Annotated in this window: 24 protein-coding genes and 1 pseudogene; 17 read left to right on the forward strand and 8 right to left on the reverse strand. The window is 72.0% G+C overall.

Features of this window, described 5'->3' with window-relative positions; genetic code table 11:
* Positions 1-89: 89 nt before the first annotated feature.
* The 3 genes from OG485_RS31625 to OG485_RS31635 all read right to left on the reverse strand — a co-directional run bounded on the left by OG485_RS31625 (position 90) and on the right by OG485_RS31635 (position 2,507).
* Positions 90-1,166, reverse strand: a complete 1,077-nt coding sequence (locus tag OG485_RS31625; RefSeq protein WP_328671990.1) for a hypothetical protein — start codon at positions 1,164-1,166, stop codon at positions 90-92.
* Complete coding sequence (locus OG485_RS31630) at positions 1,166-1,816, reverse strand: hypothetical protein (RefSeq protein ID WP_328671991.1); 651 nt, start codon at positions 1,814-1,816, stop codon at positions 1,166-1,168. Before OG485_RS31630 ends, OG485_RS31625 begins: the two co-directional genes overlap by 1 nt.
* A gap of 364 nt (positions 1,817-2,180) precedes the next feature.
* A complete protein-coding gene (locus tag OG485_RS31635) occupies positions 2,181-2,507 on the reverse strand; it encodes a hypothetical protein (protein WP_328671992.1) in 327 nt (108 codons plus the stop codon).
* A gap of 18 nt (positions 2,508-2,525) precedes the next feature.
* Between OG485_RS31635 and OG485_RS31640 the strand changes: the two are divergent.
* From OG485_RS31640 to OG485_RS31685, 10 genes and pseudogenes are all read left to right on the forward strand, one after another.
* Positions 2,526-2,801, forward strand: a pseudogene (locus OG485_RS31640) (acetyl-CoA carboxylase biotin carboxyl carrier protein subunit); the annotation flags it as partial.
* 111 nt (positions 2,802-2,912) lie between these two features.
* Positions 2,913-3,422 (forward strand): DUF2867 domain-containing protein, encoded by a 510-nt coding sequence (locus OG485_RS31645; protein WP_328671993.1) that lies wholly within the window; start codon positions 2,913-2,915, stop codon positions 3,420-3,422.
* Between the two features lie 182 nt (positions 3,423-3,604).
* Positions 3,605-4,054 (forward strand): winged helix-turn-helix transcriptional regulator, encoded by a 450-nt coding sequence (locus OG485_RS31650; protein WP_328671994.1) that lies wholly within the window; start codon positions 3,605-3,607, stop codon positions 4,052-4,054.
* 182 nt (positions 4,055-4,236) lie between these two features.
* A complete protein-coding gene (locus tag OG485_RS31655) occupies positions 4,237-4,761 on the forward strand; it encodes an SRPBCC family protein (protein WP_328671995.1) in 525 nt (174 codons plus the stop codon).
* A complete protein-coding gene (locus OG485_RS31660; RefSeq protein ID WP_328671996.1) occupies positions 4,761-5,822 on the forward strand; it encodes an LLM class flavin-dependent oxidoreductase in 1,062 nt (353 codons plus the stop codon). Before OG485_RS31655 ends, OG485_RS31660 begins: the two co-directional genes overlap by 1 nt.
* Before the next feature lie 381 nt (positions 5,823-6,203).
* The gene (locus OG485_RS31665) at positions 6,204-6,656 is read left to right on the forward strand and encodes a DUF7144 family membrane protein (protein WP_328671997.1); all 453 of its coding nucleotides are present in this window, start codon (positions 6,204-6,206) and stop codon (positions 6,654-6,656) included.
* Positions 6,657-6,837: 181 nt separating this feature from the next.
* Positions 6,838-8,187, forward strand: a complete 1,350-nt coding sequence (locus OG485_RS31670; protein ID WP_328671998.1) for a hypothetical protein — start codon at positions 6,838-6,840, stop codon at positions 8,185-8,187.
* Between the two features lie 213 nt (positions 8,188-8,400).
* Entirely contained in the window at positions 8,401-9,840 is a 1,440-nt protein-coding gene (locus OG485_RS31675) for a hypothetical protein (protein ID WP_328671999.1), read from the forward strand.
* Positions 9,841-9,959: 119 nt separating this feature from the next.
* Entirely contained in the window at positions 9,960-11,312 is a 1,353-nt protein-coding gene (locus tag OG485_RS31680; RefSeq protein ID WP_328672000.1) for an AAA family ATPase, read from the forward strand.
* The gene (locus OG485_RS31685) at positions 11,309-12,544 is read left to right on the forward strand and encodes a vWA domain-containing protein (RefSeq protein WP_328672001.1); all 1,236 of its coding nucleotides are present in this window, start codon (positions 11,309-11,311) and stop codon (positions 12,542-12,544) included. Before OG485_RS31680 ends, OG485_RS31685 begins: the two co-directional genes overlap by 4 nt.
* A gap of 230 nt (positions 12,545-12,774) precedes the next feature.
* On the opposite strand, the gene OG485_RS31690 is transcribed toward OG485_RS31685, so the two are convergent.
* From OG485_RS31690 to OG485_RS31700, 3 genes are all read right to left on the reverse strand, one after another.
* The gene (locus OG485_RS31690) at positions 12,775-13,584 is read right to left on the reverse strand and encodes an SDR family NAD(P)-dependent oxidoreductase (RefSeq protein WP_328672002.1); all 810 of its coding nucleotides are present in this window, start codon (positions 13,582-13,584) and stop codon (positions 12,775-12,777) included.
* A gap of 146 nt (positions 13,585-13,730) precedes the next feature.
* Positions 13,731-15,473, reverse strand: coding sequence for a hypothetical protein (locus OG485_RS31695; protein ID WP_443048793.1), 1,743 nt, complete (start codon positions 15,471-15,473; stop codon positions 13,731-13,733).
* Between the two features lie 88 nt (positions 15,474-15,561).
* On the reverse strand, positions 15,562-15,981 hold the full coding sequence (locus OG485_RS31700; protein WP_328672003.1) for a TOBE domain-containing protein: 420 nt from the start codon (positions 15,979-15,981) through the stop codon (positions 15,562-15,564).
* 175 nt (positions 15,982-16,156) lie between these two features.
* Here OG485_RS31700 and OG485_RS31705 point away from each other — a divergent pair, with 175 nt between their 5' ends.
* The 4 genes from OG485_RS31705 (at position 16,157) to OG485_RS31720 (ending at position 18,941) form a co-directional block, all read left to right on the forward strand.
* The gene (locus OG485_RS31705; protein WP_326785018.1) at positions 16,157-16,546 is read left to right on the forward strand and encodes a cell division protein SepF; all 390 of its coding nucleotides are present in this window, start codon (positions 16,157-16,159) and stop codon (positions 16,544-16,546) included.
* Between the two features lie 163 nt (positions 16,547-16,709).
* Positions 16,710-17,867: an AAA family ATPase gene (locus OG485_RS31710; protein ID WP_328672004.1), complete on the forward strand. Its 1,158-nt coding sequence runs from the start codon at positions 16,710-16,712 to the stop codon at positions 17,865-17,867.
* A 68-nt stretch (positions 17,868-17,935) separates the two neighbouring features.
* Positions 17,936-18,268 (forward strand): nucleotide pyrophosphohydrolase, encoded by a 333-nt coding sequence (locus OG485_RS31715; RefSeq protein WP_328672005.1) that lies wholly within the window; start codon positions 17,936-17,938, stop codon positions 18,266-18,268.
* Positions 18,269-18,461: 193 nt separating this feature from the next.
* Entirely contained in the window at positions 18,462-18,941 is a 480-nt protein-coding gene (locus OG485_RS31720; protein ID WP_328672006.1) for a DUF6099 family protein, read from the forward strand.
* A 123-nt stretch (positions 18,942-19,064) separates the two neighbouring features.
* Here the strand turns inward: OG485_RS31720 and OG485_RS31725 are convergent, their stop codons facing one another.
* A complete protein-coding gene (locus tag OG485_RS31725; RefSeq protein ID WP_328672007.1) occupies positions 19,065-19,988 on the reverse strand; it encodes an LLM class F420-dependent oxidoreductase in 924 nt (307 codons plus the stop codon).
* Positions 19,989-20,155: 167 nt separating this feature from the next.
* On the reverse strand, positions 20,156-20,872 hold the full coding sequence (locus OG485_RS31730; RefSeq protein WP_328672008.1) for an SDR family oxidoreductase: 717 nt from the start codon (positions 20,870-20,872) through the stop codon (positions 20,156-20,158).
* Between the two features lie 173 nt (positions 20,873-21,045).
* On the opposite strand from OG485_RS31730, the gene OG485_RS31735 reads away from it, so the two are divergent.
* The 3 genes from OG485_RS31735 to OG485_RS31745 all read left to right on the forward strand — a co-directional run bounded on the left by OG485_RS31735 (position 21,046) and on the right by OG485_RS31745 (position 25,982).
* Complete coding sequence (locus OG485_RS31735; RefSeq protein WP_328672009.1) at positions 21,046-21,669, forward strand: TetR/AcrR family transcriptional regulator; 624 nt, start codon at positions 21,046-21,048, stop codon at positions 21,667-21,669.
* A gap of 279 nt (positions 21,670-21,948) precedes the next feature.
* Positions 21,949-23,442, forward strand: coding sequence for a 3' terminal RNA ribose 2'-O-methyltransferase Hen1 (locus OG485_RS31740; RefSeq protein WP_328672010.1), 1,494 nt, complete (start codon positions 21,949-21,951; stop codon positions 23,440-23,442).
* Positions 23,439-25,982: a polynucleotide kinase-phosphatase gene (locus OG485_RS31745; RefSeq protein ID WP_328672011.1), complete on the forward strand. Its 2,544-nt coding sequence runs from the start codon at positions 23,439-23,441 to the stop codon at positions 25,980-25,982. Before OG485_RS31740 ends, OG485_RS31745 begins: the two co-directional genes overlap by 4 nt.
* The last annotated feature ends 230 nt before the right edge of the window (positions 25,983-26,212 follow it).

Consider the following 26,212-nt stretch of genomic DNA (forward strand, 5'->3'; position numbering starts at 1 on the left):
TGTACGTGGACCGACTGCTCCGAGCGCGTCGCGGACCCCGTGGGTGGGGTGACCCCAGTGCGTGGTCGGCAGCGGCGTCCGCGGACGGTCTAGCGGTTGATGGGCTGGATCTCCTGGACGTTCATGTCCTGGGTGGTCTCGAACGTGCCGTCCGGCAGGTTCCCGGCCGCGTCGCCGCTGCCCTGCCAGGAGATCTGCCAGGTGATGGACGCGCTCAGCCGGTACGGCTTCCCGTCCGTGGCACGCAGGTAGGTGATGCCGCACGGCGGGGTCCTGCCGGCGTCGCCCTTGGTGTACGGGGTGCCGATGGACCCGTCGTCGTTGATCGCGCAGTCACCGGAGGCGGGGAAGGCCTGGGCGTCGCCCGTGCCCGGGTTCAGGTGGAGGGCGACCGGCTTCGCCGTCGTCTCCGCCCACACTCCCGCGGCCGCCAGCTCGGCGCGGACCTTGACCGGCTTGAAGGTGCCCTTGTCCAGCCACACCCAGGTCGGCACGTTGACCGTGGACTTGGTGGCCGGCTTCAGCTCGATCTCGGTCTCGGGAACCTTGATCTTGTTGTAGGCGTAAGCGGCGAGGACGTCAGGGGTGGGTGCGTGTTTGTTGGCGGGGAGCGTCCTGGCGTTCTGCCAGAACAGGGTGTCCTCGCAGTCGTACGATGCCGGGTCGTTCGCCCTGTCCTGATTGATCACCCCGCGCCAGAACATGCCGTCCTTGCCGAGGTTGTAGTTCTCGTAGCCGTCCCCGCTGCCGTTCTCTGCCTTGCCCTTCTCGTAGTGGTCCACCATTAGGTCCTCGCCCCAACTGAGCGTGGGCGTGACGGGCACCAGGTCCGTGTTGGGGTTCTTCTTGAGGCGGTCCACCGCCGCCTTGAGTGCCTGCGGCGTGGCCACCGGTTCGTACCAGCACGCCGGGGGTTTCCAGTTGGGGTCCACGGGGGCGAGGGCCTTGGGCGAGGTGCCCGAGGTGCTGCCGTTCGACTGCGTGACCTTGATGCCGGTGTGGGTGGCCTTGGCGGTCAGCGTGCTGCCGGACGAATCGCCGGACGGGCCCGAAGGCGTGGGCGCCTGACCTTTCTTGTCGCCGATCGCGAAGGCCGACGGAGAGGCGAGAAGCAGAGCGGAAACGGATACGACGACGAGGCCGCAGGCCCTTGCTGTGAACCGCATCAATTGCAGCCCCCGGCGACGGTCGTGAGGGACACGTTCTTCCAGACGCCCTGTGAGGTCTTGTCCAGCCTCGCGCGGTATTGCAGCACGGATTCGGGCTTGTCGGGTGTGGCGGTGACCTTGCCGGTCTTGCGGTTCTTCGTGGAGGCCTTGCGTTCGTCGACGCAGTAGAAGAGCACCCCCGAACCGCTGTCGTTGATGTGGACCTGTGGGTCGTAGACCGTGACTTTGCCGATCAGACCGTCGTCGGTGTCGGTGAAGCTTTTGATCCACTTACGGGCGGACGTCAGGGAGATCCCCGAGTTGTAGAACGCCACGGCCTCAGAGTCCGGGTTCGACTCGATGATGGCCGCGTACTTCGACCTCAGCTCCTCGCGACCGTCGTTCAGGATCGCCTGGAGCTTCGGATCGCTGTTCGTCCAGTCTTCGAAGTTCGCCTGGAACTCCTTGGAGAGCGTGATCTTCGGTCGCCCGGCTGCGTCCTGTGAGGCTGGAGCCGAAGGGCTGGCTGAGGTCTTCTCGCTACCGACGTCCGCCCCCTTGATCTTGTCCGAGGACGAGTCGTCGCCCCCTCCCGAGCCGCAGGCGGTCAGCAGCAGAGCCGTGGATGCGGTGAGCGCGACTACGACGAGCCGGGCGGGGCGGTTCACTTTGGGCTCCTGTTGGGGTGAGGGGTTGCGCAAGTAAACAAACGCTATCCGTGTGACATGTGCTGACACCAGTTGAGATCACGTCAGGAAGGGTCAACTGATACTCACTTGGGAGTGCTGAGGGCGCTCCAACCCCTTGCCGCCGCACGCCCTGTTGTCATGCTTCAAGTGACCGATCGCACTCCCGATGGTGCGGCTCGGCGCTCGCGCGGTGGGAGGCATCGGGGTGCTTGTCCGTGCTGACCCGGTCGTCATCCGGGCCGAGCAGATGCACACGATCCAGTACAACCACCGTGTCGCGCTGGTCTGTTTGTCGGATGTGACCGCGACCGGCGTGTGATCAATCCCGTGCGGCCCTGATCTGTCAGGCTTCCACCGGGTCGGCGGGCGGTGCGGAGTCTCGTGGCGGTATGACGTCGTGCCGCGGGGACGGGGGCGTCGTATCCGTCGGCTGGGCCGGGGTCTGTGTCTGGGCCCGCCGTCTGCGTCGGTGGCCGGTGCGGTCGGGGCGGCCCTTGTAGCCCTTGGGCTGCCACTTGTTGCCGTGCCAGAGACCCGGCGGAACCCAGTGGGAGCATGCCTCTTCGACGTCTGAGGTCACGTTGATCATGTTGGTGAGCTCGACGCGGTAGCGCAGCCTCGGGAGACCGTCGGCGGGCGGGTCGGCGTCCCGTACGTGGCGCCACAGCATGGGGTGATCACGGTCGAAGTTTCCGCGGGGGAAGAGCCCAAGCGCCGGGCCGCCAAGAAGTCCGGCCCGGCCGCCTCCGGCGACACCCTCGCCTCCCCGATGCAGGGCACCATCGTCAAGGTGGCCGTCGAGGAGGGCCAGGAGGTCAAGGAAGGCGACCTGATCGTCGTCCTGGAAGCCATGAAGATGGAACAGCCCCTGAACGCCCACCGCTCCGGCACCGTCAAGGGCCTGAGCGCCGAGGTCGGCGCCTCCGTCACCTCCGGCGCCCCCATCTGCGAGATCAAGGACTGAACCGAGATCAAGGAGTGAACAGGGAACGAGCGATACGGTCGAACCGCGTCGCAGCCGCGTCGTGGCCGTGCGCGGGAGCCGCGGCCATGCCTACGAGGGACGGGACGAACCATGGGGCACAGGACAGGAACGCGCGTACGCAGGGGCGCCGCACCCGTCGTGGACGCGGCGGTGGCGAGCCTCGGCGGCTGCGATCACGTGGACGCGGTCGCGGTGGACCTGGCCCCGGGGACCAGTGCCGCGGACTTCGCCCGGACCGTACTGGCAGGGACACCCGAATGGGTGCACGGGCTGCTGACCGTGCGGGACAAGGTGATGTCGCCGTTCGGGCTGCACGTCCAGCAGCGAGTCGCCCCCGACGAGATCCGGGTCGAACCCGGAGCGCGACTGGGCCCCTTCCGGGTCCTGACGGTCTCCGACGACGAGGTGCTCGCCGGCGACAACGACAAGCACCTGGACTTCCGAACCTCCTTCGCCGTACGCGAGGGGGCCGTAGGCCTGGAAGGCGTCTGCACCACCGTGGTGCGCTTCCACCGGCGGGCCGGATACCTGTACTTCAAGGCCATCCAGCCCTTCCATAACCTCATCATCCCGAGGGTCGTGGCCCGCGCCCGCTCGTAGCCCGAACGAGTTCCCCGGGGGGAGGTCCAGGTCGTGGGTCAGGTCGCCGACCGGTCCGGTTTTGCCGCGCTCACCGGCGACGCACCAGGCGCGAGCTGCTGGGTCCATTTCCGAGACCCTCGTATGCTGGGTGTGTGAGGCGGACTTCTTTTGCGAACTGGCCCTGTTCCATCGCGCGAACGATGGATCTGCTCGGCGACTGGTGGACGCCCCTGGTGCTGCGGGAGGCGTTCTACGGGATCAAGCGGTTCGACGCGTTCCAGCAGGAGCTGGGCATCGCGCGCAACACGCTGACCGACCGGCTCCGTCGGCTGGTCGACGAGGGGCTCATGGAGAAGCGGGCCTATCAGCAGGATCCGGTGCGGTACGACTACGTGCTCACGGAGATGGGCCGCGACTTCTTCGGGGTGCTGGCCGCGATGAACAGCTGGGGCAACCGCTGGCTCAGCGGTGAGCAGGGGCCCCCTGTCGTCTTCCACCACGACCGCTGTGGGCACGAGAGCGAGGCCGCGGTCGTCTGCGCCGACTGCGGTGAGCCGATGACGGCCGAGGACACCCGTCCGCGGCTCGGCCCCGGTTACCCGCCCCACCTCGCCGAGCGCCCGGACATCCGAAGCCGCTTCACCGCCTGAGCGCGGGCGCGACTGCGGCTTCCGCTTCGGGTTCCGCTGCGGATCCCGCTTCCGCTTCGGCTTTCGCTCCCGGCCTGTGTGTCGGGAGCGATTTCCTTGACATGTCAGTCTATCTACGCAACTCTCAAGGTCAGAGCCCTAGGGGTGAGCTTCCTGGGGGACGAGAGGAAGGCCGGAGACTCATGGAGTGGACGGGTGCCCGCTATGCGGACCAGCCGACCGTCGAGGTGCGGACACGGATCGAGGCTCCACCGCGGCGGGTGTGGGACCTCGTCTCCGACATCCGGCTGATGCCGGACCTGAGCGCGGAGCTGCAGTCGGTCGCGTGGCTCGACGACGTGACGGAGCCGTGCGTCGGCGCCCGTTTCGTGGGGCGCAGCCGGCATGAGTCGCTGGGGGAGTGGGAGACCACCTCGTACGTGGTCGAGTGCGAGCCGCTCCGGGCCTTCGCCTGGGCCGTGGCGGACCCCGAACACCCCAGCGCCGTATGGCGGTTCGGACTGGAGGAGGCGGACGGCGGCACGGAGCTGACCCAGTGGATGCGGATGGGGCCGGGCCGTTCGGGGCTGTCCTTCGCGATCGACCGGATGCCGGAGAAGGAGCAGAAGATCGTGTTCGTACGGCTGCGGGAGTTCGAGCGGAGCATGACGGACACCGTCGAGGCGATCAGGAAGCTGGCCGAGAGCGCGGAAGGGGCGGGTGCGTGATGCGTACCTCCACGACGATCGAAGCGTCGGCGGGCGACTGGCGGGAGACCGTCGACTTCGTGGTCGAGGCCGAGAAGCTCGGGATGGACATCTGCTGGGTCGCGGAGGCCTGGGGATCCGAAGCCCCTTCTCCACTGGGCTACTTGGCGGCACGGACCGAACGGTTGCTGCTCGGCTCCGGGATCATCCAGCTCGGGACCCGCACCCCGGCGGCCATCGCCCGTGCCGCGATCACGCTCTCCAACATCTCCGACGGACGCTTCCTCCTCGGTCTCGGACCGTCCGGCCCCCAGGTGATCGAGGGGCTGCACGGCGTGCCGTTCGCGCGCCCGCTGTCCCGGATGCGGGAAACCGTGGAGATCGTCCGGCAGGCGGTCGCCGGGGAGAAACTCTCGTACGAGGGGCGGGAGTTCACCATTCCGCTGCCGGGCGGGGAGGCGCGGCCCATGCGGATGTCCGTGCGGGCCGAGCACGAGCTGCCCATCTATCTCGCCACGCTCTCGCCGAAGATGCTGCACCTGACGGGCGAGATCGCCGACGGCTGGCTGGGCACCAGTTTCGTGCCCGAGGGCGCCAAGGAGGCGTACTTCGACCACCTGGACGCGGGCCTCGCGGCGGCGGGCCGCGGCCGCGCCGACCTCGACATCTGCCAGGGTGCCGAAGTCGCCTTCGCGGAGGACGAGGACGCGCTGCGTGCCATGGTCGCGGGCCGGAAGAAGGAACTCGCCTTCAGCCTGGGCGGCATGGGCTCCGCCACCACCAACTTCTACAACGCCGCCTACAGCAGGCAGGGCTGGGCGGAGATCGCCGCCGAGATCCATGAGCGCTGGCAGGCCGGGGACCGGGACGGCGCCGCCGGGCTCGTGACCGACGAGATGGTCCTCGGAACCACCCTGATCGGCACCGAGGACATGGTCCGCGAACGGCTCCGCGTCTGGCGCGCGGCGGGCGTCGACACCGTCCGCCTCTACCCCGCGGGCGAAACCCTGGACGAGCGGCTCACGACGCTGGGGCGCGCGCTGGCCCTCGTGGCGGAGGAGAACGCGGTGATCGCCGAGTAGTTCCGGGGACCGCTGTCTCTGTCTCGGTCGCTGTCTCTACCTCTGCTTCTGCCTCTGTCTTGGCGCAGGGCCGGTGCCGCGCGGCACTGGCCCTGCGTCGTGCGCCGCGCGGCACCGGCCCTGCGTCGTGCGCCGCGCGGCCCGGCGACCACGTCGTGCGCCGCGCGGCTCCGACGGCCGTCGGGACCGTCACCCGATCGGCGGAGCCCCCGTGGCGGCGGGGGAGCGGCGGGCGGACGCTCGAACTCCCCGATGCTTCCGGCACGGGGACGGCCGGCGGTCGACAGCGCAGCGAGGTGGTCGAGCATGAGCCAGGATTCTTCGAGACCTCAGGGCCCCCCGCCCGGTGGTGGCACGGGATCCCAGCCCAGTGGCGGAGACATGCCGCTGTGGGGAGACCAGTGGTCCGGAGCCGCTCCCGCCGCGGGAGGCATGGGGCCGCCGCCCTCGGGCAGCAGTGGCTGGGCGGAGGGCGGAGTCACCTTCGCGGGCGTCCTCCTGCTGGTGAACGGCGGCCTCAACATCCTCCAGGGCATCTCCGCGATCGCCAAGGACGATGTCTACGCGCGCGTGAACGACTACGTCTACCGCATCAATCTCACCGGCTGGGGCTGGATCCTGCTGATCCTCGGCGCGATCGCCGTCGTCACCGGCTGGGGGATCCTCAAGGACGCCGGGTGGGCCCGGATCACCGGCATCGTGCTGGCCTCGCTGAGCATGCTCTTCCAGTTCATGTTCCTGCCGTACGCGCCGATCTGGTCGGTCATCCTGCTGGCCATCGACGTCTTCATCATCTGGGCGCTGGCCACGTACCGGCCCGACCGCCCGCGCTGACGCGCCCTTCTCCGGCCCGCCGCCGGGCGAACGCCGCCGAGAAGGGGGCCGTCCCAGTGCCGTCGAACCCACGAACCGGACCGAGCGGAACGAGACACGCCATGGATGACGTGATCGACCGGACGCGAGCGGGCGTGCCCGCGCGCGGTGCCGCGGGCACCGTCGACGATCCGGAGACGACGTGAGCACCGGAGACGTGAGCGGCGGCGCGAGCGGTGCCGGCGAGGGCGGCGCGCACGGGCAGGAGATCGCCGAACTGCGGGCCCGGGTCGCCGAACTGGAGCGACGCGGGCCGAGACGCGAGCACCACCGCGTCCGGTCGACCTTCGCTGTCGTGCTGGTCCTCCTCGCCGCCCTGCTCACCCCCCTGAGTGCCGTGGCGGCCTGGTCGAGCGATCTGATCGGCAACACCGACCGGTACGTGTCCACCATGAAGCCGCTCGCCTCCGACCCGGACGTCCAGGACGCCGTCGCCAAACGGGTGACCGACGCGGTGATGCAACACGTCGACGTCCAGTCGCTGCTCGAATCCGTCGCCCCCGCCGACCGGCCCGCACTGACCAAGGCGATCGGCCCGCTGAGCGGTCCGATCACCAGCGGCCTCACCGACTTCGTGCACACCGTGGCGCTGAGGTTCGTCAGCAGCGACGCGTTCGCCACCCTGTGGACCGAGCTGAACCGGAGAGCGCACGCCGCCGTGGACAAGGCGCTGACCGGAAGCGGCGGCGGAGCGGTGAAGCTCACCGACGACGCCGTGGTCATCGACCTCGCCCCCGTCATCGACCAGGTCAAGCAGTCGCTCGTCGACCAGGGGCTCGCCATCGCCGCGAAGATCCCCCAGATCCACACGAACTTCACCGTGCTGACCTCCGACTCCATCGGCAAGGCCAAGAAGATCTACCGACTGCTCCAGCTCGTCGGGTTCTGGCTGCCGGTCCTGACCCTGCTGCTGGCGGCCGGTGGTGTACTGCTCGCCGTACGCAGACGTCGTGCCCTCGTCACGGCGGCGCTCCTGGTGGCGGGCGGGGCGGCGGTCCTCGGCCTCGCGCTGTGGATCTTCCGGGCGATCTATCTCGACGGTCTCCCGGCGGCCGTCTCCCAGCCCGCCGCCGGGTCGGTCTTCGACACCCTGGTGCGCTACCTGCGGACGTCGGTACGCCTGATCATCACCCTCGGCATCATCGTGGCCCTGGCGGCCTGGCTGACCGGCGGCGGCCGGGCGGCCAAGCGGGTCCACGCCGCCTGGACCGGCGGTATCGGTGCCGTGCGGACGGCGACCGGGGTCGAACTCGGCGCGGTCGGCGCGTGGGTCCACCGGGTCAAGACGTGGCTCAACTGGACCGTGGTCGCGGTCGCAGCCGTCGTCCTGCTGGTCTGGAACTACCCCACGGCCGTGGTCACCGTCTGGATCGCGGTACTGGCCCTGCTGGCCCTGGCGGTGGTCGAGTTCCTCGACGACGACGGCACCCCGCACCTGATCGACGCCGGCGGCGAGCCGACGGCGGGACCCGCGGCCAAGAGCCCGGCCTGACCCACCGGTGTTCGTCGGCGTCCGCCCATGTCCATGGCCGGTCCGTCCGCTGGCGTTCGTGGCCGGTCCGGCGTCTGCCGGCGGGGTGCCGGGCGCCGGGTGGGCCGCGGCCGAAAAGCACCTGACAGATCGTCGGGGCCGGGTTACGCTCCCCGCGATGATGACTTCCTCCGCAATCAGATGGGGGGACCCGTCCGCGCAAGGTGAGTGCTGATGCTCACTTCGACCGCGTACGAGGATTCCCTCCTCTCCTTCTGGCCGCGCGTGCGGGACTTCGCCGTGCCGCCCACCATGATCGAGACCGCGACCGCCCGCCGCCGCCACGGGGACTGGGCGGGGGCCTGCGCCGCCGCCGGCGTCGACACCGACTTCGATCTGCGTTCGCTGGCACGTACGCACGGCAGCGAACTCGCGTCCCGGATCCGCCGCGATCTACGCCATTTGGCTCCAGACCTGCTGCGCTGGCACATGCCGAGAGTCGCCCCCGACGGACTGCTGCGTCCCGGCCTCACCATCACGCTGGCCCGGTACGACCGTGCCGCGCGTGACGGCGTGCGTCCCGTACGGCCTGTGCACCTCGTGGTCCGTACTCCGCCGGCCTGGGCGGACGGCGGCCAGCGGATCAGCCTCGCGCTCTGGGACGGAGCTCCCGGCGGCTCCCGCGACCGCTTCTCCTTCGACACCGGTGCCCGCCGCCATCCGCACCCCCACCCCAGCCGCCGGTACCGCCTGGATCTGCACCGCCACCTGTGGGACACCCGCAGGACCGATGAGCTGCGGGTCCGTTCCGGGGCCGACCTGCCGACGGACGAGACCCGCCGGGGAAGCGCGGATCCACCGGGGCCGGTGCCCGGGGACCTCGGCTGCGCCGTCGGCCGGTGGGCGGACGAGGCGGCGATCCTGCTGCGCGACGAAGGGCGCGGGGCCGGCACGGTCACGGTGTGGCTCGGGGCCCGCCGTCGGCTGCTCCTGGAGTTGCCCGCGGGCCCGGCACGCGTCGGTCCGCCCCCACTGCGGATCACCGCCGTGCCCGTCGGCGGGGGCGGCGTCGACCTCGCGGTACCGGTGCTGCCCGACGCCGCGACCTGGGTGCTGCCCGACCTGGCACTGATCCGCGCCGGGGTCATCGGGCCCGAGGGGCTGCATCCGCTGGTCGCCTCGGCGCTCGTACCGGACCACACGCCCGCCGGGTCCCGCGGGAACACGGACCCGGCGGGAGCGCCACGCCTGGTGGAATGCCGGGGAGCCCGGCACCGGATCGGCCTGGTCGACGGCGTCCTCGTGCCGCTCGACCACGATCCGGCCGAGATCCGCCGGGAAGAGCTGCTGGTCGCCCTGACCGGCACACCCCTTCCCTGCCTCCGGGCCATCGACGACACGCACCGGCAGCCGCAGGACCTCTCCGGCGTCCGTGAACGGCTGCGCCACGGCGACACCGCCGGTGCGCTCGCCGTAGTCGAGGGGCTGCTGGGCCCCGAGGCGGTGCTGCGCGGCGGCGCCCTGCGTGACGAACTCCGGGCCGCCGCGCTGCGGCGCCTCACCTACGGACTGTTCAGGGCGGGGCTGACCGGTCCCGGACCCGAACCTCTCCTCCCGGGGCCCGCCCGGCCCCGCGGGCACCGCTCCCACCCGCGTGAAACGGCCGGCCGCTGACCGTTCCCGGCCGCTGACCGATCGTCGGCCGCCGACCGTCCGTCCAAAGCCAGTTGACCGCCCCGGGGGACAACCCCCGCGCACAGGCGGCCCGTTCTCGAACCCAAAGGTGATCAGACATGCCCGCAAACAGCACGCTCGCCGAAGCCTCCACCGTCGCCGACCCGGCCCGCACCGTCCGCCTCGACATGGCCGACGCCCGTCCCGACGTGGCCGGCGGCACCGAGCCCGCCCTGGCCGACGCCCGCGTCGATCATTCCGGCGTCACCCAACTCGACGTGGCCGACGCCCTGTCGGCCCTGCTCCGCGCCACCGGTACCGAGCCACGTCCCGACAGCCAGCTGGAGGCACTGACCCTCGCCGTCGCCGCCGACCTGCCCGTACTCCTGTGGGGTGAGCCGGGGATCGGCAAGACCGCGGCCCTGACCCAGCTCGCCGAGACCCTGGACCTGCCCCTGACCACAGTGATCGCCAGTGTTCACGAGCCCTCCGACTTCTCGGGGCTGCCCGTCCTCGGCGACGACCCCGCCGAGCAGGGCGTGCCCATGGCCCCGCCGGACTGGGCGGTGCGCCTCGTACGCGCCGGCCGCGGCCTGCTGTTCCTGGACGAACTGTCCACCGCGCCCCCGGCAGTTCAGGCCGCCCTGCTCCGTCTCGTCCTGGAACGACGCATCGGATCCCTTCAACTGCCCCCCGGGGTAAGGATCGTGGCCGCGGCGAACCCGCGCTCCTCGGCGGCCGACGGCTGGGAACTGAGCCCGCCGCTCGCCAACCGGTTCGTCCATCTCCAGTGGGCCCACGACCACGACGTCGTCGTACGCGGGCTCGGTGGCACCTGGCCCCGCGCGACCCTGCCACGGCTCGACCCGCACCGGCTCCCCGAGGCCGTGGACTTCGCCCGCCGCGCGGTGTGCGGCCTCCTCGCCGCCCGCCCCGGACTGGTCCACCGGCTGCCCAGCAGCGAGACCCGCCGGGGCGGCGCCTGGCCCTCGCCCCGGAGCTGGGAGACGACCGTGCGGCTCGTCGCCTTCGCGCACGCGGCCGGTTCCTCACGGGAAGTGCTCTCCCTGCTGGTCAGAGGCGCCGTGGGCGACGGCCCGGGACTGGAACTGCTGGCGAGCGTGGACCGTATGGACCTGCCCGACCCCGAGACCCTGCTCGCCGACCCGGCGGGCGCCGTCCTGCCCGAGCGGGGGGATCTGCGCCAGGCCGTCCTCGACGGCGTGGTGGCCGCGGTCCGCAAGCGGCCCGACAGGGCGCGCTGGGACGCCGCCTGGGCGCTGCTCGTGCGGGCGCTGGACACCGGCGCCCCGGACCTGGTGGTCGTTCCCGCGACCACCCTCGCGACGCTGCGCCAGGAGGACTGGGACGTCCCGGAGTCCATCGAGCGGCTGGCCGGAGCGGTGGCCATCTCGCGGCGCGCGGACGACGCGGCGGCCCGCGTCGCCGTCGCCGCCGGGGCGCGGCGATGACGGCGACCGCGCCAGGGGCTCTGGACCGGGAGAAGCTCTATGCCGCCCGGCTGCACGCGGCGCGGGCCCGGCCCTACCTCGCGACGGCGCTGTTCGCCCTGCACACCGTCGAGTCGCGGTGGGTGCCGACGATGGCCGTCGACCGGCACTGGCGCTGCTACGTCTCGCCCGGGTTCGTGGACCGCACGCCCGTGGAGGATCTGGCCGGTGTCTGGGTGCACGAGGTGTCGCATCTGCTGCGCGACCACCACGGCCGCAGCGAGCGGTTCGCCCGCGAACACGGACTCACCGGCCCCGCGGAGCGGCTGCGGATGAACATCGCCGCCGACTGCGAGATCAACGACGACGCGTTCGGGACAGGGCTCGTCCGGCCCGAGGGCGCCGTCATGCCGCAGCACCTGGACCTGCCGTCGGGCCAGCTCATGGAGGACTATCTGCGCCGGTTCCGGCTCGGGCCGCGTACGGCGGCCATGGCCTGGCTGGACTGCGGCAGCGGCGCCGACGGACGCGAACGGGAGTGGGACCTCGGACCGGACGGCGCGCACGGCCTCAGCGCGCAGGAACGCGACGCCGTCCGGTTCCGGGTCGCGCAGGGCATCAAGGCCCGCCCCGGGAGGAGCCCGGCGGGATGGGAACGGTGGGCCGAGGACGCCTTCCATCCGCCGCAGCCGTGGCGGGAGTTGCTGGGGGCCGCGGTCCGCTCCGCGGCCTCGGGGTCCGGCGCGGGGGAGGACTACACCTACGGCCGGCCGTCGCGGCGCTCGGCCTCCGTACCCGGTGTCGTCCTGCCGAGCCTGCGCCGCCGGCCGCCGAGGGTGTCGGTGGTCATCGACACCTCAGGGTCGGTCAGCGACGCGGAACTGGGCAGCGCCCTGCTGGAGGTCTCCGCGATCTCCCGTGCCGTCGGCGGCCGCCGCGACCTGGTCACCGTGGTCTCGTGCGACGCGGCGGCCGGGGTCGCGCGACCCCTGTGCCGGGCCGAGGGCATTCCGCTGCTGGGCGGCGGCGGTACGGATCTGCGCTCGGGATTCACCGCGGCGCTCAAGGCACGGCCATGCCCCGATGTCGTGGTGGTCCTGACCGACGGACAGACGCCCTGGCCGGAATCGAGGCCCCCGTGCCGGACGGTCGTGGGTCTCTTCCCGCGCGGGGACGGCTCCTGGGACGAGGACGATCCCGACTACGTACCGGACGAGCCGCCGGCCTGGGCCCGCGTGGTCGAGATCGGCTAGGACCTGTCCGGTCGAGCACGGTGGAGGATGCCGAAGGCAACTGGTGGGCCCGGTGCTGACGGCGACTGGTGGGCGTCGGTGCCGAGGCCGCCTGGTGGCCCCGCGCCTTCGCCGCGCTCGACCGGACAGGTCCCAGGGGCAGTGCTCCTGATGCTTCCTCAGACGGGCAGACGGGCAGACGGGCAGACGGGCAGACGGGCAGACGGGCAGACGGGCAGACGGGCAGACGCTCAGACGCTGTACCCCCCGTCCACCCCCAGTGCCTGCCCGGTGATGAAGCCCGCGCGGTCCGAGGCCAGGAACGCGACGGCCTCGGCGACGTCCCGCGCTGTGCCGAAGCGGCGCAGCGGGGTGTTGCGGCGCGTGATCTCCAGCGCCGTGTCGTCGAGTTCGCCGGAACCGATGAGACGGGCCGCGTTGCCGTCGGTCAGCATGCCGGGGCCGACGCAGTTCACCCGGACGCCGTAGCGCCCTTCCTCGGCGGCCAGGGCGCGGGCGACCGCCTCGACCGCCCCTTTCGGCCCCGAGGAGAGTCCGTCGCGTACCGGGAACCGGCGCGTGGCCACCGTGGTGACGGCGACGATGCTGCCCCGGCTCTCCCTGAGCAGGGGCAGCGCGGGATGCACCAGAGTGAAGAACGCGCCCGCGTCCGCGTCGAGTTGGGTGCGGAACTCGCTCGGGGTGACCTTGCTCAGATGCACCATCGGCACATGCGGGCCCGCCGCGTGGACGAGGGTGTGCAGTCCGCCGAGCTCAGCGGCCGTCTCGGAGACGGCGGCGGCGACGGCCCCCTCCTCGCCCAAGTCGAGCCGCAGGGCCCGTACTCGGCGGTCCGGCTCCGCGAACTCCCGCGCGATCTCGGCGGCGAGCGCCTCGGCTGCGGTCCGGCTGGAGCGGTACGTGAACACCACGTCACTGCCTCGCTCGGCGAGGATGCGCACGACCTCCGCGCCGATGCCTCCGGTGCCGCCCGTGACGAACGCGACGCCTTTCCGGTGCGAGAAGTCAGCCCGGTGTGAGTGATCCGACGGTTCCGACATGGGTGTCACCGTCCCAGGGAAGGCGGGGGACGGGTCATTTCAGCACGCCCGCGTCGTCGGCACCAGAAGGCGGACGGGGGCGAGGGAGAGAAGAAGGGGGAGAGGAAGGGGGAGGGGAAGAAGAGGGAGGGAACCGGACGGAGTGCTCAGGGACGGGTCGCCGGCAGGTGGAGGTCCGTGCTCGACAGGGTCATCGGCGCTGCCGAGACGGCTCGCAGACGCATACGTACGCCGGCTCGCGGAAGCGTGAACGTCCCGTCGGGCGGCCGGAGTTCGTAGCGGCCGAAGGCGTGGCCGGCCAGGGTGGAGGGGCCGGAGGTCACCGACCAGTAGCGGCTCATGCCCTGGCCGGTGGTCAGCGTGAAATGCGGACTCAGCGCCGCGGCACCGAGGTTGGTGACGCCGACCGTGAGTCCGGTCAGGCCATGCGCGGCGCGGTGCGCCTCGGTGACCCGCATGCGCAGCGGCGGTGACCCGGTGGCCGCCAGGCTCACCGCCGCCGCCGACGGGGCCAGCAGCAGGGCGACCGCGGCCACCCGGGCCCCGCGCCGGTGCGGACCGCGCAGGAAGGCGGGGCGGGGCTGCCACGCGGTCCGGAAGGACTGCCAGGGCGCGGTGATCGCGGCGGCCACCCACAACGGCGTCATCAGCAGGTAGTAGCCGTCCTGCGAGCGCGTGGCCGCGTAGAACGCGCACCAGGGCAGCACCGTCGCCGCCGGCCCCAGCCACCGCACGAACAGCACGAACAGCACCAGCAGACCCGCCGCCAGCAGCAGGCTCGCGTGCGCGTACCAGGCGAGGCGGTCGCTGCCGTCGGTGAGGTACAGCGAGATGCCGACCAGGCCCTGTCCGTGGATGTCCGCGTCCTGGGTGAGGGGCAGGGCGATCCCGGAGAGCCAGGTGCGCGGCTCGCTGACGATGAAATACGAGTTGATCAGCAGCCAGGTGGCGGCGGCGGTGCCGGCGATCCGGCCCACCGCGATCGCCGCCGCCCGCGCGCCCAGGTCGCCGCGGCGCAGCGCGTACACCCCGGCCAGCAGGAACGGCGTGAGGAACCAGGGGAGTTGCTGCGCCGCGCAGGCCGCCCCGAGGCAGGCCGCCCGCGCGAGGTCGCCGCGCCCGCCGCCGCCCATCCGTGTCCAGCCCACCACCACCGGGATGAGCAGGGCGCAGGCGAGGACGGCCGGGTAGCCGAGCCGCGCGTACGTCGGCAGCAGACCGAATCCGAGACAGGTCAGGGTCGCGGCGGACCGCCACGGCACCGGCAGCATCCGCCACATGACGACCGCGCCCGCGATCACGGCCCCGGTGCCGACCAGCGTGGCGGCGGCCGAACCGTGGCCCACCCACAGCAACGGCGCGGTGAGCATCGGGGCGAGCGGCGGATAGCCGTACGTGAAGTCGTAACCGCCGTTCATCGTCGCGGTGAGGGCGACGCCGTGGCCGAAGAGCCAGGGCCAGGGGCGGCCGTACACCTGGTGGCCGGCGAGGAACTCGTGGGCGGCCCGGGCGGTGAGGACCGACTCGTCGCTGCCCCGGTGGTTCATGACCAGCCCGCACACGACGAGCGTCACCGCGGTCACCAGGACGACGAGGTCGAGCCGCGCCAGCGAGCGGCTCCGGCGCACGACGAGGGCCAGTACGCCCGTCGCCAGGATCGAGGCGTAGCAGAGCGAGACGATCGCGGCCACGACGAGCCGGTGGCTCGCGGCCTGCGCCCACAGCGGGCGCGTGCCGATGAACAGGCTGATGTCGGCCAGGAGGGTCAGGACGCGGTGCCACTGCGCGGGCGCCTCGTCCGGGTTCCATCGCGCGACCGCCTCGCCGGGCGAGACCTTCGAGGGGGCCTGCCGGCGGACGGGCGCCGGCGTGATTTCTGCCGAGTACACGACGCCATAAGCTAGTTGTCCCAGGTGAGCGAGGTGCGACGGGACGTGAAGAGTCCGGTGTGAGGCCAGTAAGAGCAGGCCGGGCGCGTCAGGCGTTGGCCAGGGACACCTCGGTGGACTTGATGAGCGCGACGACCTCGGAGCCGGCCGCGAGGCCCAGGTCGGAGACCGCGTCCCCGGTGATCGCCGAGGTCAGCTCGCCGCCCGCGACCCGGACCTTGACGCGGGCCATGGCGCCGCCGGAGGCGACGTCGGTGACCGTGCCCGGCAGTTGGTTGCGGATGCTCAGCCCGTCCACCGGGCCGGTCGCGAGGGAGACCTCGGTGGACTTGACCAGAGCCCGCACGGCGGAGCCCGGCGCCAGGCCGAGTTCCTGTACGGCCTCCAGGGTGACGGCCGCGGTGATCTCCTGTCCGGCGTCGAGCCGGACCTTCACCGTCGCCATCACCTCACCGGGGGTGACGGATGTGACGGTGCCGGGGAGTTGATTGCGGATGCTCAGGCTCATGGGGAGGCCTCACTTGCTGAGATGCGTGATGGATACGGTCGTATATGCGTAGCTTGCCCCACGCGTCGGCTCCCGGTCCGGGTCGCGGACCGTGTCGCTGTTGGGCCGAACGGGTGACCATGCGTAAGAATTGCCCGGTGCAGACAACGAGTGCGAGCCAGGACGGGGTGGATCGATGACCGGCCACGACGTCACCGATGAACAGTGGGAAGGGCTCGCCCAGGTCGTTCCGCTGCGCGGCCGCGACGCCTGGCCGTCCGCGGTGCGGCACCGGTCGATCCCCGAGGCCGAGACCGAGACGCGGCGCCGCTTCGTGGTCCTGCGGGTGAACGTCTTCGCGGACGCCCGGGATGTCGCCGAGACGCTCATGTCCGGCGTCCCGGTGCTCCTCGACCTGACCGGCGCGGAGACCGAGGTCGCCAAGAGGGTCCTGGACTTCAGTACGGGCGTGGTCTTCGGCCTGGCCAGCGGCATGCACCGGGTCGACCGGAACGTGTTCCTGCTGACGCCCCCGGGGACCGAGGTGCGGGGTCTGATGGAGGGGGTCGGCGTCCCGGGTCTCTGACGGCCCACCGCCTCGGGGGCGTCGTCCGGTCACGGGTCCGACGGGCATGGCGGGCGGTTGGCCGAGGGGGCCCGGCCGCGGGACCGGGGGTTCCGTCCCCCGATCGTAGGAAGGTCCCCCGGGTGTAACGGTTCGCCTCCGCGTGGCGGCCTACCGTCGGCATATGACCCTGTCCTCGCCGGAAGCCCCCACGGCGGTGGAGCCGCGCCCGGTCCGTCCCGGCGTCACCGAGCTGCGGCTCGCCGCCTTCGCCGCCCACCGCCGCGTCCGGTTCCCGCTCGGACCGCTCACCCTTGTCGCCGGCCCCAGCGGCAGCGGCAAGACGGCCGCCCTCAGGGCCTACGAGGCGCTGGCGCGGCTCGGCGCCGGTGCCGGGCTCCCCGAGGTGTTCCCGGACCCGGTCGCCTGTGTGCCCGAGCGGTCCCGGCCCGACGCCCAGCACCGCCGGGGCTTCCGTATCGGCTGCACGGTCGACGGCCCCGAAGGCCCGGTCCGGCTCGACGTCGCAGTCCAGGCCGAGCCCCGACTGCGCGTCGTGGGCGAGCGGTTGTCGGCGGGCGGGCGGACCCTGCTGGAGACAGCGCTGCGCGACCCGGGCCGCCCGTTCGTCCAGGCGGCCTGGCACACCGGTGGGTCCTCGTCGGTGACCCGGGTCCCGCTCCCCGACGACCGCCTCGGCACCGCGCTGCTGCCTCTGCGGGTCGCGGGCCGTACCGCCGGGGAGCGCCACGTCCTGGCCGCGGCCGAGCAGGTGGTGCTCGCGCTGCGGTCCGTCTACGTCTGTGATCCGGACCCGGACTCCATGCGGGCCCCCGTTCCGATCGGCTCGGGGCGGCTGCTGCGCGGCTGCGGCAACCTCGCCGAGGTGCTGTGGCGCACAAGGTCGGAGTGCGTTCACCGCTACGCACACCTGGTCGCGGCGGTCCGCGCCGGATGCGCCGGACCGGTCACGGACGTCCTGGCCGAGGTGCTCGGCGACGGCACCGTGCGGGCGCTCCTCGACCGCGGCGACGGCGTCCGTACGCCGCTGGGGCTGCTCGGGGACGGCGAGCTGAGGTATCTCGCGCTCGCCCTCGTGCTGCTCACCGGGCCCGGAGTCCTGGAGGTCGACCCGGCGGGCGAGGTGCCGGCCGCCTTCCAGTCGCTGACGGTTCTGGCCGACGGCCTCGGCCGTGGACTGGACGCCCGCCAGGCCGGGGAACTGGTGCGGCTGGCGGCGCGGATGTGCGAACGGGGACACATCCGGCTGCTGGGCACGGTGAGCGACGGGACTCACGCGCTCGGAACGGCCGGGGTCACGGTGGTGGATCTGACGGAGTGAGGGAAGGGAGGGCAGGGGTGGACCTGACGCCCCCCGGCGGCCTGGGGCGGAGTGATAGACCTGACGCCGTGAGTGAACTGGACGTAGCGACGCTGCAGCGCAGACTGGCCGAGTTCGCGGCCGCGCGGGACTGGCAGCCGTACCACACCCCCAAGAACCTGGTCGCCGCCCTGAGCGTGGAGGCGTCCGAACTCCTCGAGATCTTCCAGTGGTTGACACCCGAGGAGTCGGCCCGCGTGATGCAGGACGCGGACACAGCGCACCGCGTCACCGACGAGGTCGCGGACGTCCTCGCGTATCTGCTCCAGTTCTGCGAGGTGCTGGGCATCGACCCGCTCGCGGCCCTCGACGCGAAGATCGACCGGAACGAGCGCCGGTTCCCGGTGCCGGAGAAGCCCTGACCGGCCGGCCGTCACCTGCCGCGTGAAACGGAATCCGGCACTCTCTGTAGTCGTCGTACCCTTCCGATGCGATTCCGTGTCCACAGATTTCGGGCTTCCTCTGGCTTTTCGTCTCAAGGGACTTCACTCTGGGTAGTGAACAAGGGAGTTCGAGTTGACGTGCGAGAGCGCGTCTGACAGACGGGGGCAGCGCATGGAAGCGGTGCGGCTCATCGCGGCGAACAGACGTGCCCTGGCGGAGAGCGGCGAGACTCCGGAGGTCATGGCGGAGGCGTGGCAGGCGCATTCCCTGGCACAGGCGATCGGCAGCCGTCTCGCCGTGTCCGGACCCCCTGAACTCCGGGGCGAGGCACTGGGGTTGACCGAGCTGGCGGGCCGCGGCTGCGGAGTGCTCGGCGACCACGCCCTCGGGGTCGGTGCCTTACGGGCCGCCCAGTTGACGGAGCTGGGCGACGCGCGCGAGGCCCTGCTCTGTCTCGGCGGCCTCCTCGCCGAGGTCGGCATATCCCTGGTCGGCATCGCCTGCGCGGCGGACGACGAGGGAACGTACTGGCAGTGCATGGAGGCGATCGACGCGGCGGACGAGTCCCGGGACCGCGTCCTGGAAATGCTGAGACGCCTCGCTGTCCGGGACGAGAAGCGTGTGGTGGAGCCGGATTCGGCCGCGGGGTAGGCGATCGGGAAGGTCTGTGCCGCCGTCCTTCGGCGCACGGTCCGGCGCCACCCTGTTCCTCTGCCGGACCGGCCCCGGTCATGGTGAGTCACCCGACCGGAACCGCTCGCGGTGCCCGGCCGGTCAGCCGAGCTGAGGTGCCACCGCGGAGGCGATCAGGTCCAGATGGTCCAGGTCGTTGAGGTCCAGCATCTGGAGGTACATCCGCCGCGAACCGACCGCCTGATACTGGGCGATCCGCTCGACGACCTCCGCCGGGGAGCCCGCGAGCCCGTTGGCCTTCAGCTCGTCGACATCGCGGCCGATGGCGTCCGCCCGTCGCCTCACCTCGCTGTCGGTGCGGCCGACGCACACCACCAGGGCGTTGGAGTAGACGAGTTCGTCGCTCTCGCGCCCGGCCTGCCGCAGCGCCGCGCGCACCCGCCCGAACTGCGCCTCCGAGTCGGACACCGAGGCAAAAGGGATGTTGAACTCGTCGGCGAAACGTGCCGCGAGGGCGGGGGTCCGCCTGGCGCCGTGGCCGCCGATCAGGACGGGCACCTTCGACTGCGCGGGCTTGGGCAGCGCGGGCGAGTCCTTGAGCTGGTAATACGTCCCGTCGAAGGTGAACCGCTCGCCGACCGGCGTGCCCCACAGCCCGGTGACGACGGCCAGTTGCTCCTCCAGCCGGCCGAACTTCTCCTTCGGGAACGGAATGCCGTACGCCGTGTGCTCGGCCTCGTACCAGCCGGCGCCCAGGCCGAGTTCGACCCGGCCGCCCGACATCTGGTCGACCTGGGCGACCTGGATGGCCAGGACCCCGGGGAGGCGAAAGGTTCCGGCGGTCATCAACGTACCCAGGCGGATACGGCTCGTCTCGCGGGCGATGCCGGCCAGGGTGATCCACGCGTCGGTGGGACCGGGGAGCCCGTCGGCGGATCCCATGTGCACATAGTGATCAGAGCGGAAGAAGGCTCCGTAATGGAGGTCTTCGGCGGCCTTGGCGACGCGGAGCAGCGTCTCGTAGGTCGCGCCTTGCTGCGGTTCTGTGAAGACTCGAAGATCCATGCATTCATCATGCACCGGTCGCAACTGGCGTCCCGTGCCGAACCGCTGGCGCATCTTCCCTGTCGCCGGGCGTCTTCGCCCGCCGGGTCCGCCGGGGGCGGGGCGGCCCGGGGGCGAAGTCCGCGCCGGTCCAACCGCTGCTCCCCGGAGCCGAAGTCCGCGCCGGGCTACCGCTGCTCCCCGGAGAGCTGGGGGTACAGGGCGCTCAGCTCACCGGAGAGGCCGGCCTTGACCTGGCGGGTGAGCGCGTCCGCGAGGACCTCGTGGGCGTTCCACTCGATCCCGTCGAGCGCCTGCCCGGCGACACTGCCCGGGGTGACCTTGGGTACGTCGAGGCTCGCGGTCAGATCCGTGTCGACGTAGCCGACGTGCAGCCCGGTGACCTTGATGCCGCGCGGCTGGAGCTCCAGCCGCAGGGCGTTGCTCTGGGACCACAGGGCGGCCTTGGCGGCGCTGTAGCCGTCGGCGCCGGGCACCGTGACCCACGACAGCACCGAGTGGACGGTGAGGATGTGCCCGTCGCCGTTGCGCTCCAGGACCGGAACGAAGGCCCGGGTGGTGAGGAGCGGCCCGAAGAAGTTGATGTCGAACTCGCGCCGTACGTCCTCGACGGGAGAGTTCAGGAAGGACGTGGGGGCCGTCGAGCCCGCGTTGTTGATCAGGAGGGTGACGTCCTGGGCCCGCGCGGCGGCGGCCGCGACCGACGCGGGGTCGGTGACCTCCAGGGCGAGCGGCACCGCGTCGGGGTGAGTGATCGTCCGCGGGTCGCGGGCCGTCGCGTAGACCTTCCTGGCGCCGCGCTCGTAGAGAGCGTCCACGAAGGCCTTGCCTATGCCGCGGCTGCCGCCCGTCACGAGTGCCACGGAGCCGTCGATGCTGGTCATGAGCTTCTCCTCTGGAGGGCCGCTTCCGGAAGCGGGGGAAACGGAGCGGCCGAAGGGTGGCGGCGGTTTCGTCCACCGCGCCGCGCCTATCGTAAACCGATCGGTTTTCGTCGTTGCCCGCACTGTAAACCGATCGGTTTCCGCGAGGCAAGCGGAGAACGTAAGCTGGGCTCATGACACAGGCGACCTCGACCGCGCCCGCCGGTTCACCGACCCGCGACCGACTGCTCGACGCCGCGGCCGAGCTCTTCTACCGCGAGGGCGTCGGCGTCGGTGTCGAGGCGCTGTGCCGGGTGGCCGGGGTGTCCAAGCGCTCGATGTACCAGCTCTTCGACAGCAAGGACGGCGTGCTGGCGGCGAGCCTGGAGCGCAGCGCGCCCGCGTACCTGGCGTTCCTGCTGCCCCCCGACGACGAACGGCCGCCGCGTGATCGCGTCCTGCACGTCTTCGAACGCCTGGAGGAGATGGCCGCGCGCCCGGACTACCGTGGCTGCCCCTTCGTGGCCGTGACCGCCGAACTGAAGGCGCCGGATCACCCCGCGAGCCTGGTGGCCCGCCGCAGCAAGGACGCGCTGACCGCGTTCTTCCGGCAGGAGGCGGAGCGCGGCGGAGCCGGGGACCCCGAGCTCCTCGCGCGCCAGCTGACCGTCGCCTTCGACGGATCGGGCGTCCGGGCCGTCATGCAGGGCCAGGGCCTCGGCGGAGTCGCCCTCGCGACCGCCGCCGCCCTCCTCGCCGCCGCGGGCGTGAACGGCGGGGACGATGCCGAGCGCCGCGGGCCGCAAACGTCCGGCTGATCCCGGCCGAGCCGTCCGCGCGCGGCGAAAAACCCCGCGTCCACCTGGGGTGTCCGCTGTACGTTGTGGGGGCGCGCCGAGGGCAGGCGTCGCCCCTGCGGTCGGCCGCGGCGCGGCGTGGCCACGAGCCACCGTGGCCGTGGCGGAGCCGGGAGCGGCGACGGCCGAGGCGTGCTCGCCCACGCCGTGGTTCCTCGGCGTCCGGCACGTGCGCACCGCGCACCGGCCGGGCGGCCCGCCGGGTCCACGGCTCAGAAGACGTTTCGAGGCAGACACACCGTGTTCCTGACGATCAGTACCACCGGGACCCCAGAGCGGCCCGCGACCGACCTCGGCTTTCTGCTGCACAAGCATCCGGACAACGCGCAGAAGTTCTCGACCTCGTACGGCACGGCGCATGTGCTGTACCCCGAGGCGACAGCCGAGCGGTGCACGGCCGCCCTGCTCCTGGAGGTCGACCCGGTGGCGCTGGTCAGGCGAGGCAAGGGGAAGGGGCGCGGCGGCGCACCCGACGCCGCACTCGCGCAGTATGTCAACGACCGCCCGTACGCCGCGTCCTCGCTGCTCGCCGTGGCGCTCAGCGCCGTGTTCTCCACCGCGATGAAGGGCCAGTGCACCGCCAGGCCCGAGCTGCCGGCCGAGACCAGACCGCTGCGCGTCGAGGTGCCCGCGCTGCCCGCGCGCGGTGGCGCCGGCCTCGTCCGAGGGCTCTTCGAGCCGCTCGGCTGGACGGTGACGGCCGAGCCGGTGCCGCTCGACGAGCGCTTCCCGGAGTGGGGCGACTCCCGCTACGTACGGCTGGAGCTGGCGTCGGAGGAGCTGACGCTCGCCGAGGCCCTGCGGCACCTGTACGTGCTGCTCCCGGTCCTCGACGACGCCAAGCACTACTGGGTGTCCTCCGACGAGGTCGACAAGCTGCTGCGGGCCGGCGAGGGCTGGCTGCCGGACCACCCGGAGCAGAAGCTGATCACCAGCCGCTATCTCTCCCGGCGCTGGTCGCTGACCCGGGAGGCCATGGAGCGGCTCGAACTCGCCCGGCTCGCCGAGACCGACGACCTCGCGGTCGAGGAGATCGACAACGCCGTCGACGAGGAGACCGACACCGAGGAGAAGCCGGTACCGCTCGCCGTGCAGCGCCGGGACGCGATCCTCGCCGCGCTGCACGCGTCCGGCGCTAGCCGCGTCCTCGATCTCGGCTGCGGCCAGGGCCAGTTGGTGCACGCCCTGCTCAAGGACGTCCGGTTCACCGAGATCGTCGGGGTCGACGTGTCCATACGCGCGCTCACCATCGCCTCGCGCCGCCTCAAGCTGGACCGCATGGGCGAGCGCCAGGCCGCGCGCGTCCAGCTCCTCCAGGGTTCGCTCGCCTACACCGACCGCCGTCTCAAGGGCTACGACGCCGCTGTGCTCAGCGAGGTGATCGAGCACCTCGACCTGCCCCGGCTTCCCGCCCTGGAATACGCGGTGTTCGGCTCCGCCCGTCCGCGGACCGTCCTCGTGACGACCCCGAACGTCGAGTACAACGTCCGCTGGGAGACCCTGCCCGCCGGCCACTCCCGGCACGGCGACCACCGGTTCGAGTGGACCCGCGAGGAGTTCCGCTCCTGGGCCCGCGCGGTCGCCGGACGGCACGGCTACGACGTGGAGTTCACCCCTGTCGGCCTCGACGACCCCGAGGTCGGCCCGCCCACCCAGATGGCCGTCTTCACCCTGGCCACGAGTACGGCCGGCACGACCGGAACCCCGAACGCGAAGGAGGAGAAGGCCGCATGAGCGAGCACACCGCACAGGGACGTGTCCTGCCCGTCACCGACCTCTCCCTCGTGGTGCTCATCGGCGCCTCGGGTTCCGGCAAGTCGACCTTCGCCCGACGGCACTTCAAGCCGACGGAGGTCATCTCCAGCGACTTCTGCCGGGGCCTGGTCGCCGACGACGAGAACGACCAGAGCGCCAGCGGCGACGCCTTCGACGTCCTGCACTACATCGCGGGCAAGCGGCTCGCGGCCGGCCGCCGGACCGTCGTCGACGCCACCAGCGTCCAGCAGGACAGCCGCCGCCAGCTCATCGAACTCGCCAAGAAGTACGACGTGCTGCCCATCGCCATCGTGCTCGACGTGCCCGAGGAGGTCTGCGCCGAGCGCAACGCGGCCCGCACCGACCGCGCCGGGATGCCGCGCCGCGTGATCCAGCGCCACATCCGTGAACTGCGGCGCTCGCTGCGCTCCTTGGAGCGTGAGGGCTTCCGCAAGGTGCACGTCCTGCGCGGGGTCGCGGACATCGAGAACGCGTCGGTGGTGACCGAGAAGCGGTTCAACGACCTGACCCACCTCACCGGCCCCTTCGACATCGTGGGCGACATCCACGGCTGCGCCTCGGAGCTGGAGAGCCTGCTCGGCAAGCTCGGCTACGTCGACGGCGTGCACCCCGAGGGCCGTACGGCCGTCTTCGTGGGCGACCTCGTCGACCGCGGTCCGGACTCGCCCGGCGTGCTGCGCCGCGTGATGTCCATGGTCGGTTCGGGCAACGCCCTGTGCGTGCCCGGCAACCACGAGAACAAGCTCGGCCGCCATCTCAAGGGCCGCCAGGTCCAGCACACGCACGGACTCGCCGAGACCATCGAGCAGCTGGACGCGGAGAGCGAGGAATTCCGGTCCACGGTAAGGGAGTTCGTCGACGGCCTTGTCAGTCACTACGTCCTCGACGGCGGACGCCTCGTCGTCTGCCACGCCGGCCTGCCGGAGAAGTACCACGGCCGCACCTCGGGCCGGGTGCGCTCGCACGCGCTGTACGGCGACACGACCGGGGAGACCGACGAGTTCGGGCTGCCCGTGCGCTATCCGTGGGCGGAGGACTACCGGGGCCGCGCTGCGGTGGTGTACGGGCACACCCCGGTCCCCACGGCCACCTGGCTCAACAACACCATCTGCCTGGACACCGGTGCCGTGTTCGGCGGCAAGCTCAGCGCCCTGCGCTGGCCGGAGCGCGAGCTCGTCGACGTACCCGCCGAGCGGGTCTGGTACGAGCCGGCCAAGCCGCTGGCCACCGAGGCGCCGGGCGGTCACGAGGGCCGTCCGCTGGACCTCGCGGACGTGCACGGCCGCAGGGCCGTCGAGACCCGGCACGCCGGACGGGTGGCCGTCCGTGAGGAGAACGCGGCGGCCGCACTGGAGGTCATGAGCCGTTTCGCGGTGGACCCGCGGCTGCTCCCGTACCTCCCGCCGACCATGGCGCCGACCGCGACCTCGCACCTCGACGGCTATCTGGAGCACCCCGCCGAGGCCTTCGCCCAGTACCGGGAGGACGGGGTCGAGCGGGTCGTGTGCGAGGAGAAGCACATGGGGTCGCGGGCGGTGGCCCTGGTCTGCCGGGACGCGGACGCGGCCCGCGAGCGGTTCGGCGTCGACGGCCCCACCGGGTCGCTGTACACCCGGACCGGACGGCCCTTCTTCGACGACGCCTCCGTCACCGAGGAGATCCTCGGCCGGGTGCGCGCCGCCGCGACCGAGGCCGGGCTGTGGGAGGAGCTGGGCACCGACTGGGTGCTGCTGGACGCCGAGTTGATGCCGTGGTCGCTGAAGGCGTCCGGGCTGCTGCGCAGTCAGTACGCCGCTGTCGGCGCCGCGTCCGGGGCGGTGTTCCCGGGAGTGCTGACCGCGCTCGAAGGGGCGGCGGCGCGAGACGTCGACGTCACGGACCTGCTGGCGCGCCAGCGTGGACGGGCCGCGGACGCGCAGGCGTTCACGGACGCGTACCGCCGCTACTGCTGGACGACGGACGGCCTCGAAGGCGTCCGCCTCGCACCGTTCCAGATCCTGGCCGTCCAGGGCCGGAGCCTCGCCGGGCTGCCGCACGACGAGCAACTCGCCCTGATCGACCGGCTCGTGGAGAACGACGGGAGCGGACTGCTGCACACCACGCGGCGGCTCTTCGTCGACACCGGTGACCCGGAGTCGGTGCGGGCCGGTGTCGACTGGTGGCTGGAGATGACCGGCCGCGGCGGCGAGGGCATGGTCGTGAAGCCGGTCGGAGCCGTGGCGCGCACCGGTCAGGGACGCCTGGTACAGCCCGGCATCAAGTGCCGGGGCCGCGAGTACCTGCGGATCATCTACGGTCCGGAGTACACCCGCCCGGAGAACCTGGCCCGGCTGCGCGGCCGCTTCCTCAACCACAAGCGGTCCCTGGCCATCCGCGAGTACGCACTCGGCCTCGAAGCGCTGGACCGCCTGGCCGAGGGCGAGCCCCTGTGGCGCGTCCACGAGGCGGTCTTCGGAGTCCTCTCCCTGGAATCCGAACCGGTGGACCCCCGCCTGTAGCGGGGTCACTCCCTTGCCCCCGGCCGGGCTTGGCTGGGGGCGCGGGGAACTGCGCGCCCGGCCCCCACTGGGCCGGCAGTCGAACCGTGTACCCGCTGGGGTTGGTAGTCACCGACCCCGGTGGTAGCCCCGTAAGGGGCGCGGGGAACTGCGCGGCCCGCCCCCGCCGGGCCCGCAGCCGAACCCGCCCCACCGGGGCACACGCGACACACCCCGCCGGGGGGAGCCCG

The organism is Streptomyces sp. NBC_00328 (assembly GCF_036139655.1).
Lineage (GTDB): Bacteria > Actinomycetota > Actinomycetes > Streptomycetales > Streptomycetaceae > Streptomyces.

Excerpts from the sequence above, each read along its gene's own strand:
- OG485_RS31650 (WP_328671994.1), top strand. The coding sequence starts at position 3,605 with ATGGATCTGCTCGGCGACTGGTGGACGCCCCTGGTGCTGCGGGAGGCG.
- OG485_RS31655 (WP_328671995.1), top strand. The coding sequence starts at position 4,237 with ATGGAGTGGACGGGTGCCCGCTATGCGGACCAGCCGACCGTCGAGGTG.
- OG485_RS31730 (WP_328672008.1), bottom strand. The coding sequence starts at position 20,872 with ATGACCAGCATCGACGGCTCCGTGGCACTCGTGACGGGCGGCAGCCGC.
- OG485_RS31710 (WP_328672004.1), top strand. The coding sequence starts at position 16,710 with ATGACCCTGTCCTCGCCGGAAGCCCCCACGGCGGTGGAGCCGCGCCCG.
- OG485_RS31645 (WP_328671993.1), top strand. The coding sequence starts at position 2,913 with ATGGGGCACAGGACAGGAACGCGCGTACGCAGGGGCGCCGCACCCGTC.
- OG485_RS31635 (WP_328671992.1), bottom strand. The coding sequence starts at position 2,507 with ATGCTGTGGCGCCACGTACGGGACGCCGACCCGCCCGCCGACGGTCTC.
- OG485_RS31675 (WP_328671999.1), top strand. The coding sequence starts at position 8,401 with ATGCTCACTTCGACCGCGTACGAGGATTCCCTCCTCTCCTTCTGGCCG.
- OG485_RS31720 (WP_328672006.1), top strand. The coding sequence starts at position 18,462 with ATGGAAGCGGTGCGGCTCATCGCGGCGAACAGACGTGCCCTGGCGGAG.
- OG485_RS31700 (WP_328672003.1), bottom strand. The coding sequence starts at position 15,981 with ATGAGCCTGAGCATCCGCAATCAACTCCCCGGCACCGTCACATCCGTC.
- OG485_RS31665 (WP_328671997.1), top strand. The coding sequence starts at position 6,204 with ATGCCGCTGTGGGGAGACCAGTGGTCCGGAGCCGCTCCCGCCGCGGGA.
- OG485_RS31725 (WP_328672007.1), bottom strand. The coding sequence starts at position 19,988 with ATGGATCTTCGAGTCTTCACAGAACCGCAGCAAGGCGCGACCTACGAG.
- OG485_RS31745 (WP_328672011.1), top strand. The coding sequence starts at position 23,439 with ATGAGCGAGCACACCGCACAGGGACGTGTCCTGCCCGTCACCGACCTC.
- OG485_RS31685 (WP_328672001.1), top strand. The coding sequence starts at position 11,309 with ATGACGGCGACCGCGCCAGGGGCTCTGGACCGGGAGAAGCTCTATGCC.
- OG485_RS31735 (WP_328672009.1), top strand. The coding sequence starts at position 21,046 with ATGACACAGGCGACCTCGACCGCGCCCGCCGGTTCACCGACCCGCGAC.
- OG485_RS31690 (WP_328672002.1), bottom strand. The coding sequence starts at position 13,584 with ATGTCGGAACCGTCGGATCACTCACACCGGGCTGACTTCTCGCACCGG.
- OG485_RS31705 (WP_326785018.1), top strand. The coding sequence starts at position 16,157 with ATGACCGGCCACGACGTCACCGATGAACAGTGGGAAGGGCTCGCCCAG.
- OG485_RS31660 (WP_328671996.1), top strand. The coding sequence starts at position 4,761 with ATGCGTACCTCCACGACGATCGAAGCGTCGGCGGGCGACTGGCGGGAG.
- OG485_RS31680 (WP_328672000.1), top strand. The coding sequence starts at position 9,960 with ATGCCCGCAAACAGCACGCTCGCCGAAGCCTCCACCGTCGCCGACCCG.
- OG485_RS31625 (WP_328671990.1), bottom strand. The coding sequence starts at position 1,166 with ATGCGGTTCACAGCAAGGGCCTGCGGCCTCGTCGTCGTATCCGTTTCC.